Origin of the sequence: Corynebacterium sp. PCR 32 (assembly GCF_037464985.1) — a bacterium.
Lineage (GTDB): Bacteria > Actinomycetota > Actinomycetes > Mycobacteriales > Mycobacteriaceae > Corynebacterium > Corynebacterium kroppenstedtii_D.
Genome location: NZ_JBAHVL010000002.1, coordinates 1 through 14,645, shown reverse-complemented (window position 1 = coordinate 14,645; position 14,645 = coordinate 1). Strand labels below are relative to the sequence as shown.

Sequence of the window (14,645 nt, the reverse complement as noted above, 5' to 3'; positions counted from 1 at the left end):
CTCCTGCACACAGGTGGGGCCGTACCGAGGTGTGGTGGGTACGGGGGTGGGACGAGGACATGTGGGTTGGGAAAACCCTACAGGGGTAAGTTGGCATGTGTGAGCCGTAAATTCCAATTCCGCGCAACACCACTTCGGGATGTTCCTCTGCCTAGGCTTCCGTGGTTTCTTGAAGATCCACGGCCTGCACTCATCGTCGGGATCATGATGTGGGGGGTGAGTGCGCTGGTGTGTGGGCTCGTACGTGGGTGGGGTGACCAGTTTGTGTGGACGAGTATCATCGGCGCGGTGACGGGGGTTTTGGGCTACGGCGTGTACATGTGGCAGCGGGAGGCGGTTCGCCGTGGAGCTCAATGGGTTCAGGAGGGCGTAGACTGACCGTGTTGCCCCGGGTGTGGTTGACTGTCATGCCCCGGGGGTGGGAACGTGCTGCCCTATCTCAGTCTGGTTTTCGGGTGCAGCGTGGTGGGGGTTGCCCCTCATTGTTGGTGTGGGGGTTGCGGTTGGTGTGTGGCTGTGGATATCCCGCGTTTACGGGGCTGGTAGCCCATGGCTATTGTGGGTTCTATGTCCGATTCGGGTTCATCCACCAGCTCAGAACCATCACTGTCGTCGGAGTCGGTGCAGCCGACGGGATGTTCTGATGTGTCAGTGCCAGCGTCTGCATCGCAGGTGGTGCGTCGTCGTTCGCGGCGGCGAACGAAGGCTGAGCGTCAGCGAGAACGTCGCACCATGGTCATCGTGGGGTCTGTCATGGCGGTCATTGTGGTGGTGACGATTGTGGCGGGGATCGCTTTTACGTATTGGGAGCAACGGCGTAGTTCGGTGGATCCGACGACGGTGTCGTTGTCTGTTACTGGCGCGGATGGGCATAAGGTGGCTGCTCGGCCTTTTCAGGCGTGTGCACTGGGGTCGACGGAGTGTAAGGAGCAGGAGACGACGAGAATTGCGATTCCTGCTGATGGGAAGGCGACTATCGATGTTCCGTCGATGGTCTCTGATACGCGATGGTCATTGCTGACTATTTATGAGGACAACTCCAAAAATGACGAGGTGGTCTATCAGTCGAAAGGAAAAAAGTCGGTCACCATCCAAGGAAGTAAAGATGGTTCCCGACTGAAAGTTGCGGAGGTTCATGCTGTTCTTGTGGGTGGTTCTTCCCACGGGGATCATTCGTCTGGTGATGACGATGCCTACACGATGGTGTGGGCTATCAGCCCGACGTCGTAGCAAGTCCGATGTAAGGTCTTAAGCGTCGAGTTCTCGTGCTACGGCACGGAGAACTTCGGCGACTTGGTGGCTTTCTTTACGCCCTGGGTAGTGTCCTGCTTGGAGGCTCGGTTGTACATGGTTTTCTAAGAGCGTCATTAAGTCTTGGATCATGCTTTGCAGCTGATCTGGTTTGTGTTTGTGGGTGGGGCGACGGCGCGGGCGTTGTGTTTCCTGGATCTCAGTGATCCGGAGCACTTGTGGTCCTTTTCGGCCTGCCGCGAATTCGTACTCGATTTTTTGTCCTTGATGCAGTTCTTCTACACCGTCGGGTAATACTTGGGCGCCGACGAAGACGTCGTCGTTGCCCGGGTTGGTTACGAACCCAAATCCTTTATCGGGATCGAACCATTTGACTCTTCCGATTGGCATGAGGGTTTTCCTTTCTCTGTGGTGATGGTGCTGTGTGGTGGCGCATCTGGAGGGTATTAGTGCTGGTTTCACCGTGCCGGCTGGTGATGGTGCTGCGGATGCCTCCTGCGCTGTTGGGCGAAACTACGTATTTTACTCGATTGGTATGTTTTCTCCCACCCTTGGCGGGTGGGGGTGTTCTTTTCGGGGGAGGTTGTGCTCCGCTACCGGTTTTTGTGTGTTCTTAATCACATTTTAATGAACTTTCATTTCATTACCATTGGCGAAAATCGGCCATATACTGCACTGTTATTAATGTTAACTACTGACCGACGCATCCAATTCGCTACCGGAATGTGACCTTTCCGTTACCTTCATGTACCGTGGCCAGCCAGTACGCAAGCAGCCGTTCCGTACGAACGCTGATTACCGCACAGAGAGGTTTACCCCTTCATGGGACGTCACTCCAAGAACACCAACCGTATTCCAACCGGCGCCAAGGTCGCCCTGTCCGGCTTGGCCCTCACAGCTAGCGGCATTGCCGTTGCGCCATCAGCCTCCGCCGCACCGGACTCCGATTGGGATCGCTTGGCTCAATGCGAGGCTGGCGGCAACTGGAACATCAACACCGGCAATGGATACCACGGCGGGTTGCAGTTCTCCCCGTCCACGTGGTCCGCATATGGCGGAAACGAATACGCCGCGACCGCCGACCAGGCAACCCGCGAGCAACAGATCACTGTCGGCGAGCGCGTCTTGGCTTCACAGGGCTGGAACGCGTGGCCCGCATGTTCCGCACAGCTGGGCTTGAGCACCGGTTCCACGCCGCGTGACAACGCCTACGCGAATGGCACTCAAGCCGCGGTTCAGCCCGCTCCGCCCGCTGAGGATGCTACTCCTACCGCACCCCCAGCTCCTACGCCACAAGCTGCTGTTACCGAGATGGCACGCACACAGAACATCGCTAGCCTTGATCACATTTTCGAGGCTATCCAGGATTCCTTCGCCAACGCAGGCTTTCCACTCCCTGCTGTCATCACGGACTATTACTATGCTCACCGTGATGAACTCACCAGCGCCTACAACCAGGCTGTCGGTGCCGCAGTCGATGGTTACACCCAAGCTGCCGCCAACGCATCAAAGATTTACGATGCCGTACGCTACCGCTTCCACGTTCAATAACGCGTAAGTGAACGCATCATAGAGACGAGCATCATCCCCTCGGACGAACACCGCTGTGAGTCGGTTCTTCCGAGGGGATCAGTCTTTAATTATCCGGCCACACAGCCCTATGTAGCACAGTGCCGCTAGCACAGCATCAGAGCCTAGTCTGTCGGCATCTAACGCTTATGAGGCCTATTTACCGGAGTGTAAGGGTGAACATAGTTGAGCTCGTCGGAGTTGACGGGGAACTTCGTGTCGTCACCATACGGGCTTGTTGCTCCGGCCATGTGGGAGATCACCTCTGTCACCGGGTGTTCACCCTCGTTGAGATGCTGAGGCCAGCCCGGATCAACATAGTGCTTCTTTTCTTTCGCCATACTTCCATCTTTTCAGATCATCGCACATTAGTCATCCTGCTGATCTCTATTCCCCCCGGTTAGAATGAGGTTTTATGTCGTCTCCCGGTTCTGTCCCTGAACGCTTGTCTGAGTGGCTATCACAGATAAGCGACAATCAACTCTCGTTGATTCTCCGTGAGCGTCTGGACAATCTCTTTCCTATGCCTGTCGGCAGCGGGAATTTGGCCGCACGCCTGGCCAGCCCTTTTACCGTCAGACACACTGTCGAAGCGTTAGATATGTTGTCATCAGCCTGCCTTGAGGCGATGGCGCATGTCCTTGATGGCCACGACAGTACAGCCACACTGACGGTGTCCGAGGTTTACGACTGTCTGTCAGAGTTGCTCACTGATGCCGGAGTGAACGCGTCGGCCCAGCCTACCGAGCGTGATGTACTCGCCGCTTTGGGCTATTTGTCTGTACACGGGATCGTGTGGGGTCTCCCCTTCCCCACCACAACTGAGGACGCTGATATGGCGTCCTCATTCCGTGTAGTCCCCGAGGCACTGGAGTCACGATCGTCGCAGTGTGCATTTATTGAGCCTCCGTTACCGGTGGGTGATGCGTGGAGCGAACTTGTGAATGGGCTGACCGAACATGAGCGCCGAGTATTACACCGTCTTCATGATGCTGGGGGGCGCGGTGTGCATTCGCCTGCGAAGAATTCGGATCCGTCTGCTCCTGTCCCTCACCTTATTTCGCTAGGTCTTCTGGAGGTGTATGACGCAGCCTCGTCTGAACCATCCGCGGATGTCTATGTCCGGCTACCGTTGCGTGTGCATAACTATGTTGCTGGCCGGCATGAGAACTTCGTACCAACGTCACTGCGTCCACCTAAAGATTTCTTTTTTCCACCGCCTCCTGTTCCTGTGGCGCAGACAGCTGACGACATTGCCGCTGCTATCTCGGAAGATCGTGCGGCAGTGTCATCGGCAGCCGTGTCTGAGGTTGCCCTGACGTTGGCCCATATGCGAGAGGTGCTGCGTTTTGCCGCGCATACTCCTTTTAAGGCGTTACGCAATGGTGAGATTGGGGTTCGAGAACTCCGTCGTGCGGAAAAAGAGCTGTCGTCGATGGGTGTCACTCGTGCGAAGCTCGTGTTTATCGTTGAACTTGCCCGTGGTCTTGGCTTTCTGGATTGGGGTGATCCAGACACGTTGTATGACGATGCGACTTATGGGTGGTGGGCCCCCACTCGACTGGCTGACGAATGGATGGATGCTGACGCTGGCACACAGTGGGCGATTCTTGCGATGGGGTGGTTTGGTTCGCTGGGGCAGACGTGGCTGGTCGGCAAGGATGCGGATGGCAAAAACGTCAATGTTTTCGACGAGGAGACGGCGTCACCCGGGGCTCTGGTTCTGCGACGGCAGGTGTTGTTGGCAGCGCGTGGTTTTGATCCGTTGACAACGGGGGCGAGGGAAGACACGTACACAGCATATGGATTCATGTATCCGCAGCATGTGGTGTATATGGATCCTCGTGCTATACCCGATGTGGCGGCGAATGCCGAACACGTGGGGCTGTTGTCCGGACGAACAACGACCGGTGTGGCGGAGATCGTACTGCCACTGTTTCACGACGTTTCTCCTTCTGGTGGGACGAATTCTACTGCGATGGCGGATTACGTGCTTCGTTTGTCACGCCTTTATTGTTCGAGTCCTGCGGAGTTGGACGGTGCCGGGGTAGTGGACGGTGAGAGCATGGCAGGTTCGGGTGCTGCTGCTGAGGTGTCGGAGTTGTCCCTCTATGACCACTATGTTGTCGCTCTCATCCGTCATTGTCAGGAGTCGTTTCCTGCTGCATCGTCGACGTTGATTGCACAGGGTGATATGACTGTGTTAGCGCCGGGGCCTCTGGATAGTGAGACTGGGCGTGTGATGGATCGTATCGCTGAGGTCGAGAGTCCTGGTCTAGCTACCTTGTATCGAGTGTCTGAGGACAGCATTCGACGGGGCATGGTCTCGGGGTTGACACCTGATGAGATGTCGTCGTTTTTGTCGGAGCGGGTTCTCAATGGTGTTCCACAGGCGGTGACGTACCTCATTAATGATGTTGGCCGTTTGTATGGTTCTGTGCGCGGCGGGGCGGCGTCGTGTTACGTGTGTGTTGATGATCCTCAGGTGATGGACGATGTGGTGGCGTCGCCGGTGGCGTCGCCGGCGGGGCTGCGGATGATTGCGCCGACTGTGCTGGTGGGGTCGGTGCCGTTGGCGATGGTCTTGCGGGACCTTTCTGCCGCAGGTTTCCATGTGATGGAGGTGGACGCTGGTGGTGTGGCGGTGCAATCGGGTTCCGTGGCCCGTTGTGAGCGTCGCGTTGACCGGTGTCCTGTGGGTGAGGCTGATCCTCTGATTCGTTATTCGTGCACTGGTGTTTCTGCCCCTGAGGGTGGTATTCCCGGCGCGGTTGCTTGTGTTCGTCAGGAGGATGCTGATGATGCGGGTGGTCGGGTGTTGAGGCAGCCGCAGGATTGGGTTGCTCAGTTGTCTGAGTGTGCGCGGTCGGGAATGCGGGTGATGGTGACGTGCGTTGGGAAGGATGGTGCGACGCATCGGTATCGGTTGGAGCCGTTGACGGTGCGGTCGGGGTATTTTGATGGGATTGATGTTTATTCGTCGGAGGTTCGGCGTGTGGCGTTCCATCATGTGACGAGTATTTCGCTGTTGGAGCGGTGATTTCAGAGGGAAGGGTTTGTATGACGCAGAGCGGTGGCTCCTTTGATGGTCCTCTTATTGTTCAGTCGGATAAGACGGTGTTGCTGGAGATTGGGCACCCGAGGGCGGAGGAGGCTCGTGCTGCGTTGGCTCCGTTTGCGGAGTTGGAGCGGGCGCCTGAGCATATTCATACGTATCGGATTACGCCGTTGGCGTTGTGGAATGCGCGTGCGGCGGGGCGTGATGCGGAGCAGGTTGTTGATGTGTTGGAGCGTTTGTCGCGTTTTCCTGTTCCGCAGCCGTTGTTGGTGGATATTGCGGAGACGATGGGTCGTTATGGCAGGTTGACGTTGCATAAGGATCCGATTCATGGGTTGGTTCTTCATGCGACGGATCGGGCTGTGTTGGTGGAGGTCACGCGGCATAAGAAGATTAGGCCGATGTTGGGGTCGGCGATTGCGGATGATGCGTGGACTGTTCATCCGTCTGAGCGTGGTCGTCTGAAGCAGGAGTTGGTGAAGGTGGGGTGGCCTGCTGATGATCAGGCGGGCTATGTTGACGGTGAGGCTCATGCGATGTCGTTGTCGACGGAGTCTGTGGAGTGGGGGTTGCGTGATTATCAGCGGCTTGCTGCGGATTCGTTTTGGGCTGGGGGGTCTGGTGTTGTGGTGTTGCCGTGTGGTGCGGGCAAGACGGTGGTGGGGGCTGCTGCGATGGCGAAGGCTCAGTCGACGACGTTGATTTTGGTGACGAATACGGTGTCGGGTCGGCAGTGGCGTGATGAGTTGTTGCGTCGGACGACGTTGACGGCTGATGAGATTGGTGAGTATTCGGGTGAGAAGAAGGAGATTCGTCCGGTTACTATTGCGACGTATCAGGTGGTGACGCGGAAGACGCGGGGTGAGTATCGGGCGTTGGAGTTGTTTGATTCGCGTGATTGGGGGTTGATTATTTATGACGAGGTGCATTTGCTTCCTGCGCCGGTGTTTCGTTTGACGTCTGATTTGCAGTCGCGTCGTCGTTTGGGGTTGACGGCGACGTTGGTGCGTGAGGATGGCCGTGAGGGGGATGTGTTTAGTTTGATTGGGCCGAAGCGTTTTGATGCGCCGTGGAAGGATGTGGAGGCTCAGGGGTGGATTGCGCCGGCGGAGTGTGTTGAGGTGCGGTCGGCGATGACTGATGCGGAGCGGATGGTGTATGCGACGGCGGAGCGGTCGGATCGGTATCGGTTGGCTGCGTGTTCGGGGGCGAAGGTTCGTGTGGTTCGGAAGATTATGCAGCGGCATGCGGGGGAACCGACGTTGATTATTGGGGCGTATATCGATCAGTTGGAGGAGTTGAGTGAGAAGCTTGATGCTCCGCTGGTTGATGGGAAGACGGCGAATAGGAAGCGTGAGGAGTTTTTTGATCGTTTTCGTTCTGGGGAGATTTCGACGCTTGTGGTGAGCAAGGTGGCGAATTTTTCTATTGATTTGCCGGAGGCGTCGGTGGCGGTTCAGGTGTCGGGGACGTTTGGGTCGCGGCAGGAGGAGGCGCAGCGGTTGGGTCGGTTGATGCGTCCGAAGAAGGATGGTGGGGGCGCACATTTCTACACGGTGGTGTCACGCGATACCATCGACACAGAGTATGCTGCTCACCGTCAGCGTTTTTTGGCTGAGCAGGGTTACGCGTACCGGATTGTGGACTCGGCGGATTTACCGGACCTTGAGGATGATTAGCACCATGGGCACTTTTCATTTCACTGTGGATGAGGCTTTTAACCGCCAGCATAATGAGTTTGTGAGGGATTCTCGTCGTTTGCAGTTTGGCGCGGGGGTGTTGGGTGCGTTTTTGGTTGTTGCGGCGGTCCTCATTTTCTTTTTTGTTGGTGACGATGGTGCGTGGGTGTTGTTCGCTATTGTTCTTGGGCTCTTCGGGTTGTTTAGCTTGGTGATGGTGCAGGTTATTCCGAAGAAGGTGGGCTCTGGTCAGTCCCTGTATGACCGGTATGAGTTGGTGCCGGCGATGGTTGCTCGTGTGAATCCTCATGATGTGGAGATTATGGCCCTGGTCAATGTGTCGGTGAGTCCCGATGATGAACCGCGGTGGGCCTTGTCGGCGCGTACTGTCGCGCGGGTGCCGGGGAGTGTGCGTGAGGTTGGTGAGCGTATTCCGTCAGTGGCGGTAACAGCTACGCGTTCGGTGCAGCATAAGGAGCGGTGGGACGAGGTGAGTCCGATGCCGATTGGGTGGGCGACGAAGGATCAGAATGTGGTCCGTGATGCGGAAGGCACTATTGAGCCGGCTCAGTGGAAAACACTGGCTGAGAACCTGGATCGCATTGACAGTGTGATGGCAGCGAAGCGGAATCTTCTGCCGCTGTAGTGTGTGGTGAGTGTGACGAGATACTGGCGGGGTGGGAGCGTCTAGTGATGAGTGTTTTGTGTGGTTGTTTGTTCGGGTGAGACGGGAGGATCGTACTGAATGCTAAGGTGTGGGTACCCCGTGTACAAGCACTGTGTTCTCTGGAACGTTCACTGTCTCAGGAGTTGTCCTCGTTGAAAACGAAGCTTGTTCCGATTCTTGCCGTTGTTTTCTCACTGGCTTCGTGGGTGAGCGTGGCAGCAGTCGATAGTCGTCCACTGTTCTTTATGCTGTTCTGGGCTGGGTTAGTGTTGTCCTTTGTGACGGCGGTTGTCGGTGTTCTCCACACGGGGGCGGTACGCGCGTTGTTTATTCTTGGTGGCCTCCTGGCGGGTGTCGGGGCGCTGTCATTCCGCGTGATGCCGCTGGGTGCGATTAATCTTCCGGGCTTTGGGGGTGAGGTGTTCGGCCTGCTTCTCATTGGTGTGGGGTTGGTTCTCTCGACGCGAGCCACCCGACCTGCACCACACGCCTAGAGGTGCCATTTTTCGTCATGTGGCCGATGTTGCCGGGTTGTTGCTGTCGCCATGAGCTCTCTTTTATAGCGCCCAGGCGAGGTATGACGCCCCGGTGACAGCGGCACCGCGCATCACGGTGCCGCTGGACTGCCGGCGTAGCGAGCACGTGGTACCCCAGGTACTCTCTCACAGTGACGTGAGCACCTCCGCGCGTGAGGTCATCGGTAACGTTGTCAACGTCCACAGCGATGGTGTCCCGAGTTGCCTTCTGAATCAGCACGTCGACTCCACCAAAATCATGGTCCCGCCAGGTGGTGTCTCCCGGTGTTGGGTCAAGCAACCTAGGATGCTGCACAACCATCCGCATGGGGTTCAACTGAGCAGCTAGTTCCAAGCCAGCCACTGTGCCCGACCCAAACGTCACTCAGGCTTATAAGGTTGAGTTAAACGACACGAATTATGAAACAGCTCTATGCCCGATATCCAAGCCGAGCATCAACACCAACAATTCGACTAGGTTCATAGCGGAATAGATATTTCCTTGAAAATTGCTAGCTCATCGCCATCGGCTCAACGAAGATGAGATCATTTCTCAACTCTTTCACCCTTTGAGGGACTGAGAAATCTTCTCTCAGACGTTAACAACCATCCCTTTTGATCTTTATTTACCCTTCCGCAGGAGCATTAGAGTGACTACAATCGAATATATGAACAAGAATATCGTGAAAAAGTTCTGCATTTCTAACCACACACCTTCTTAGTCGCCGCAGAGCACCCAAGAGCGGAAATTAGCCTACATACTGCGGCGCAGCCTAAACCACCAGGTCCCGAAGCGAGTCCAACTCCGATACATGCACCATAGCAAGCCGCTCCACCGCCAGTACCACAGATTGCATTCATTGCCCACTTACAGACGCCTCTGGTACGTGTGGTGTCAACCTTCGGACTATCAGGATCTGGAGCAAGGACTCCGTCCTTCGAGACAGAACCAGACCAAAACAGTTCACCGTCTGCATACAGTTTCGCATGGGCAACGCCACTCTTGGCATCTGGTTTCGAAACGACATACTTCTGAACGGTAGCAACACCATGATCCGTGTCAACTGCGACACGATAGAATTCCGCTCCTCCCCCAAATTGCTTTTGATCAGGAGCAACAGTAACCCAAGCCTTTGTATCACTTACTCGATTAACCTGGGCATTATCCCACTTTAACCCCTTTTCTTGCAGAGAACCTCGCGCAATTGACAGCGTGGCCCCCTTCAAAGTCTCCGTCGCCGGAGCTTGAGGAGCAACACCTACTGCAACAACAAGAGCTAGCAGAAAAGCCAGTATCGGCGAGACAGCATTTCTAGTCTTCACTTTCCTCCAGACATACTATTAACAGGCAAACTCTTGGATTTAATTTAACCCATTCCGATAACAATTATCACGAACATACGTTAAATATCATGTTTCGAACATTTTTCACCAAGCCTCGCCTGACCCTAAATCCACATCATGGTGAGTTCGATACCCCTTCTGGCGGAGGAATGCTGCAGCATCCTGGGCGCGGTGCCGCTGGACTGCCGGCGTAGCGAGCACGTGGTACCCCAGGTACTCTCTCACAGTGACGTGAGCACCTCCGCGCGTGAGGTCATCGGTAACGTTGTCAACGTCCACAGCGATGGTGTCCCGAGTTGCCTTCTGAATCAGCACGTCGACTCCACCAAAATCATGGTCCCGCCAGGTGGTGTCTCCCGGTGTTGGGTCAAGCAACCTAGGATGCTGCACAACCATCCGCATGGGGTTCAACTGAGCAGCTAGTTCCAAGCCAGCCACTGTGCCCGACCCAAACGTCACAATGTCGTAGCTGTTCTGGCATTTCCTGTCTCCGATGAGGTCTTGGAGTACACTTTCTGCCGCGTCTACTCCGGAGAGAGCATCGCGGATGATCCCGGCGGTGCCTTCCGGGGTGTCCGCGTACTGTGCGTTGCCACTGTCGTCTGTTGCTACGCGCCGCCGTAACAGGGGTAGATGGTAGTCAACGTCGACAATGGTGGTGCCCGATAGTTCCGCGATAGCGGCGATGGTGGGGCGCCAGAAAATGTCGAGTTCTTCACCCGACCCATGCCATCCGGGGCCGCCGTGCAGCGATACCGCTACAGTCCCGGTGGGGGACGATGGCGCGAAGACTGCGGTGTTTTTTCCCACGATGTGCAGGTCGGGCCCGGTCGTGGTGAAGGCTACTCCGGGGACGGAGTGATCAAGGCCAGCGCCTAGTACCAGCTGGGATGTGTGGGTCACGATATCATTGAGTCGGCCGATGGCGTGTTCTGCGTCGAACTGAAGTTGGGCTTGGTCCCCGGGCGCGTGGCATTCATGTTGGGCGGAGAACTCGCTCGGGCCGAACATCACGGCCCACACGTCTGTGTAGTGAACAGAGATAAAGCTGGCGATCTGATCGAGCTGCTGCGCCGGGGTGAGGATGTCGTTGTCTGCAAGGAGATCGACGAGCCCACCGGACTGGGTCGACGCTCCCCCGGTGGACCTCTGTGGCGATGATATCGGGATTCTCTGCCTCGTGCCGACCGGTGGAACGTCTGAGGGAGGGGTCACTGCCCGGTTGGGATCTGATGCGGCGGCAGCGGGGAGATGGTCGGGGGTGGAGTGAACAGGCATGTAGCCAGTGTATATGGGGCTGCGAGTGTTACATTACGACTGGCGTTGCCCCCCCCCGGAACTAGAGTTCTGATGGGCTGCCAATGAGAAAGGACATCGAATGACGACGACGGAAGCCGCTCCCTGCGAGTCTGCTTCGATAGCCGGGGAACCGGTCATCCATTTAGATGACATTGTTATGTCGTATGGAAGCAAACATGTACTTAAGGGTGTGTCCTTTGATGTAAGGGTAGGTGAAAAGATTGCTCTTTTAGGGCCGAATGGTGCTGGTAAATCGACACTCATCGAAATTATGGCCGGTCTTCGTGCACCCACGTCAGGTGAGGCTCGAATTTGTGGTCATAATCCGTTATCTGATTCTCGTTATATTCGGCAGAACGTCGGACTTATGCTCCAGAATTGGAAGGATCACGGTAAGTGGGTCGTCTCGGAATTCCTTCATTACATCGCGCGGGCTCATGGTCAGGTGCATGCAGATATGAATAGGATTCTTGGGGCGCTTGATCTCGTGGAGCAGCGGAATACTCGATTAGATGCTCTCTCGGGTGGTCAGCGTCGGCGTGTTGATGTCGCCGCTGCTCTGATGGGTGATCCGATGATACTTATCGTGGATGAGCCTACGACTGGATTTGATGTGGAATCGCGAAAGTCTTTTCAGCAGGCGGTCAGGGAGTTAGCGGAGGACAAGACCGTGCTGTGGGCAACTCATGATCTCGGTGAGGCCGAGGACATATGTGATCGAATCATTATGTTATCCAGGGGGGCCATTGTTGCCGACGGGTCCCCGGCTGAATTACGAGAATTTCATGGTAGTTACAGCAGGATTTCGTGGCGTGACGGTTCCGGGGCCACACACGTCGTTAATGAGGTGGACCCGAACCCCGTGATTGTGGAGGTCGCTAGCACGCCAGGGGTCTCAGATATTGAGGTCAGGACGAGATCACTGGAAGACATATATCTAGAAGTTATCCGCGGTACTGATAAGGGAAGGGCTCTTGATTAGTGAACAACGAGACACACCATGGCACGTCTTTTAGTCAGTTAGCAGCGACGACTCAGAGCCACCATGATGGAAATCATTCTGTCTTGTGGCGTAGTTCAGTGGTGCACACTGTGCGGCTAGGACTTACTCAAAGCCGTATTGATCTTCGTCACAGACGTCGGTTGATTCCTCTTCTTGGGTTGCTCATCACTCCGATCGCTGCGTATTTTTCCTATCAGGTCCTGGGTGAGGATCCTTCGCGTCTGTCATCGCTCCGTTATCTCGCCTCGGCGTACGTGCCTGTTTCCTTATCAATGACGGGGATGCTGACATTATCGTCTACGTTGATGACGGATCAAGATGATGGGACCCTCCTCCGTGCGAAGGTCATTCCGGGGGGTATCCCAGCGTATCTTGTGGGAAAAATGATCGTTCTTTCCATTGTGGGTTGTATCAATGCGTTCTTGACATTATCGGCAGCGCATCTCGCCATCGGTGGTGTTTTTCCCAGTGAAGTCCTGTCGTGGGTACAGTTTGTACCGGTCGTCGTTCTTTCAGTTGTTTCAACCATACCGGTAGGCATTATTCTTGGGGGGCTAGCGCGTAGTCCTATGATGTCACTCCCGGTGTGCATCGCTGGTTTTGTTCTGATTTGGGTGTCGGGAATAATTTTTCCTCTTGGTTCCATGCCGGAGACGGTGCAGGGAATTGCGAAGGTTTTTCCTGTGTATTGGCTCGGTGAGTTGTCTCGCCATGTTTTTGCCCCGGGGACGTTTGGTGTATTAAATGCTGCTGAAGTATTAGCTGCCGCACTCGTGCCCATAATGTGGTTTGTGGTGGGGTCTGCATTGTGCCCGTTCATTGTGGGGGTGTTGTCGCGGCGACAGTCTGGTCGCCGTTTGGCTTCAATTCAGTCTCGGCGGTTGAGCCGCGGATATTAGGTCCGCAGATTTGTGGTGCGGGTACCTTGGGTTTTGGTACGCCTGGTATCCGGTCGGGCCTAGAATGACCTCATGACTGAACAGAGCGGTTCATTTTCTGGTTCCCCCGTTGTTTCCCGGTTGCAGGGCATATCGGAAACGATTTTTACTCGTATGACGCGTATCGCCGTGGAGAATGATGCGATTAACCTGGGCCAGGGGGCTCCTGACGACGATGGCCCCCGCAGGATGCTTGAGGTTGCCGCTGAGGAGATTTTGTCGGGGAATAACCAGTATGCACCTGGTCGGGGTGTGTATGACTTGCGTGAGGCCATTGCATGGGATCGGCGCGAGTCGTATGGTCAGGTGTTTAATCCTGATACGGAGATCGCGGTGACCGTTGGCGCAACCGAGGGTATATCGGCGGCGGTGTTAGCTTTGGTCGAGCCGGGTGCCGAGGTGGTGCTCATTGAGCCGTATTACGACGCGTATGCTGCTGCGGTGCGTTTGGCGGGTGCGCGTCATCGGTCGGTTTCTTTATTGCCTATGACGGATTCTGTGGGGAACACTAGTTGGGCTCTTGATGTTGATGCGCTGGGTGGGATTGTGTCGGATGCGACGGCCATGATTGTTGTGAATACTCCACATAATCCGACGGGTCATGTGTTTACTGTGAGCGAGTTGAAGGCTATTCGTGACGTTGCTGTAGAGCATGATTGTGTCGTGTTGTCTGATGAGGTGTACGAGCACTTGGTATTCCATGGTGGGCGGCATATTCCACTTGGGACGATTGGTGAATTGGGTGAGCGTACGGTAACGGTGTCGTCAGCGGCGAAGTCATTTAATGCGACGGGGTGGAAGACGGGGTGGGTGATGGGTCCTGCGTCTCTCGTGGATAGTGTCGTTATTGCGAAGCAGTACATGTCTTTTGTGGGTACGACGCCGGTTCAGCCTGCTGTTGCGTATGCGCTTCGGCATGAGTCCACATGGATGGGGCAGTTATGCCAGCGTTTGGAAGGGAATTACAAGCATCTAGCAGCGACGTGCCGGGAGGTGGGGATGACGGTGTATCCGAGCACTGGTTCGTACTTCTTTGTTACTGATATTTCAACATGTGATGCCGCAGTGGGGATGAGTGCGGATGAGTTTTGTTTGGATTTGCCGAAGAGCGGTGGCGTTGCGGCACTTCCTGTGACCGCGTTTGTCGATCATGAGGAACGTTATCGGTCGTTTGTTCGTTGGTCGTTCTGTAAGGGTGACGCAAGTATTGATGAGGCAAGAAGAAGGCTGCGTGCCTGGGCGGGGGTGTAACTGTGGTGTCGCCCGCACCCCCGGGGCACCCACACACACAAAAAAAAGGGGGGTGCATGGCGCACACAACA

At 55.6% G+C, this 14,645-nt stretch carries 14 protein-coding genes; 10 read left to right on the top strand and 4 right to left on the bottom strand.

Annotated elements, in window-relative coordinates:
• The first annotated feature begins 99 nt into the window (after positions 1 to 99).
• The gene (locus tag V5S80_RS03930; RefSeq protein WP_395169478.1) at positions 100 to 378 is read left to right on the top strand and encodes a DUF2530 domain-containing protein; all 279 of its coding nucleotides are present in this window, start codon (positions 100 to 102) and stop codon (positions 376 to 378) included.
• 189 nt (positions 379 to 567) lie between these two features.
• Positions 568 to 1,230, top strand: coding sequence for a DUF2771 family protein (locus tag V5S80_RS03925; protein ID WP_395169477.1), 663 nt, complete (start codon positions 568 to 570; stop codon positions 1,228 to 1,230).
• A gap of 18 nt (positions 1,231 to 1,248) precedes the next feature.
• Here V5S80_RS03925 and V5S80_RS03920 read toward each other — a convergent pair whose 3' ends face one another.
• Positions 1,249 to 1,641, bottom strand: coding sequence for a cold-shock protein (locus V5S80_RS03920; protein ID WP_395169476.1), 393 nt, complete (start codon positions 1,639 to 1,641; stop codon positions 1,249 to 1,251).
• A gap of 432 nt (positions 1,642 to 2,073) precedes the next feature.
• Here V5S80_RS03920 and V5S80_RS03915 point away from each other — a divergent pair, with 432 nt between their 5' ends.
• The gene (locus V5S80_RS03915; protein WP_395169475.1) at positions 2,074 to 2,802 is read left to right on the top strand and encodes a resuscitation-promoting factor Rpf1 domain-containing protein; all 729 of its coding nucleotides are present in this window, start codon (positions 2,074 to 2,076) and stop codon (positions 2,800 to 2,802) included.
• A 158-nt stretch (positions 2,803 to 2,960) separates the two neighbouring features.
• Here the strand turns inward: V5S80_RS03915 and V5S80_RS03910 are convergent, their stop codons facing one another.
• A complete protein-coding gene (locus tag V5S80_RS03910; RefSeq protein ID WP_395169474.1) occupies positions 2,961 to 3,161 on the bottom strand; it encodes a hypothetical protein in 201 nt (66 codons plus the stop codon).
• Between the two features lie 74 nt (positions 3,162 to 3,235).
• Between V5S80_RS03910 and V5S80_RS03905 the strand changes: the two genes are divergently transcribed.
• The 4 genes from V5S80_RS03905 (at position 3,236) to V5S80_RS03890 (ending at position 8,718) form a co-directional block, all read left to right on the top strand.
• Positions 3,236 to 5,860 carry a helicase-associated domain-containing protein gene (locus V5S80_RS03905; RefSeq protein ID WP_395169473.1) on the top strand — a complete coding sequence of 875 codons (2,625 nt, stop codon included), beginning with the start codon at positions 3,236 to 3,238 and terminating at the stop codon, positions 5,858 to 5,860.
• 20 nt (positions 5,861 to 5,880) lie between these two features.
• A complete protein-coding gene (locus V5S80_RS03900; protein WP_395169472.1) occupies positions 5,881 to 7,557 on the top strand; it encodes a DNA repair helicase XPB in 1,677 nt (558 codons plus the stop codon).
• A 4-nt stretch (positions 7,558 to 7,561) separates the two neighbouring features.
• Positions 7,562 to 8,203 carry a DUF3239 domain-containing protein gene (locus V5S80_RS03895; RefSeq protein ID WP_395169471.1) on the top strand — a complete coding sequence of 214 codons (642 nt, stop codon included), beginning with the start codon at positions 7,562 to 7,564 and terminating at the stop codon, positions 8,201 to 8,203.
• Between the two features lie 173 nt (positions 8,204 to 8,376).
• The gene (locus V5S80_RS03890; RefSeq protein ID WP_395169470.1) at positions 8,377 to 8,718 is read left to right on the top strand and encodes a hypothetical protein; all 342 of its coding nucleotides are present in this window, start codon (positions 8,377 to 8,379) and stop codon (positions 8,716 to 8,718) included.
• Between the two features lie 723 nt (positions 8,719 to 9,441).
• Here the strand turns inward: V5S80_RS03890 and V5S80_RS03885 are convergent.
• Together V5S80_RS03885 and V5S80_RS03880 are read right to left on the bottom strand one after the other, a co-directional pair.
• Entirely contained in the window at positions 9,442 to 10,062 is a 621-nt protein-coding gene (locus V5S80_RS03885; protein WP_395169469.1) for a halocin C8-like domain-containing protein, read from the bottom strand.
• A 105-nt stretch (positions 10,063 to 10,167) separates the two neighbouring features.
• Complete coding sequence (locus V5S80_RS03880) at positions 10,168 to 11,361, bottom strand: hypothetical protein (protein ID WP_395169468.1); 1,194 nt, start codon at positions 11,359 to 11,361, stop codon at positions 10,168 to 10,170.
• Between the two features lie 100 nt (positions 11,362 to 11,461).
• On the opposite strand from V5S80_RS03880, the gene V5S80_RS03875 reads away from it, so the two are divergent.
• From V5S80_RS03875 to V5S80_RS03865, 3 genes are all read left to right on the top strand, one after another.
• Complete coding sequence (locus tag V5S80_RS03875) at positions 11,462 to 12,364, top strand: ABC transporter ATP-binding protein (RefSeq protein ID WP_395169467.1); 903 nt, start codon at positions 11,462 to 11,464, stop codon at positions 12,362 to 12,364.
• The gene (locus V5S80_RS03870) at positions 12,364 to 13,284 is read left to right on the top strand and encodes an ABC transporter permease (protein WP_395169466.1); all 921 of its coding nucleotides are present in this window, start codon (positions 12,364 to 12,366) and stop codon (positions 13,282 to 13,284) included. The genes V5S80_RS03875 and V5S80_RS03870 overlap by 1 nt, the downstream gene beginning before the upstream one ends.
• A 72-nt stretch (positions 13,285 to 13,356) precedes the next feature.
• Positions 13,357 to 14,574 carry an aminotransferase class I/II-fold pyridoxal phosphate-dependent enzyme gene (locus V5S80_RS03865; protein ID WP_395169465.1) on the top strand — a complete coding sequence of 406 codons (1,218 nt, stop codon included), beginning with the start codon at positions 13,357 to 13,359 and terminating at the stop codon, positions 14,572 to 14,574.
• The last annotated feature ends 71 nt before the right edge of the window (positions 14,575 to 14,645 follow it).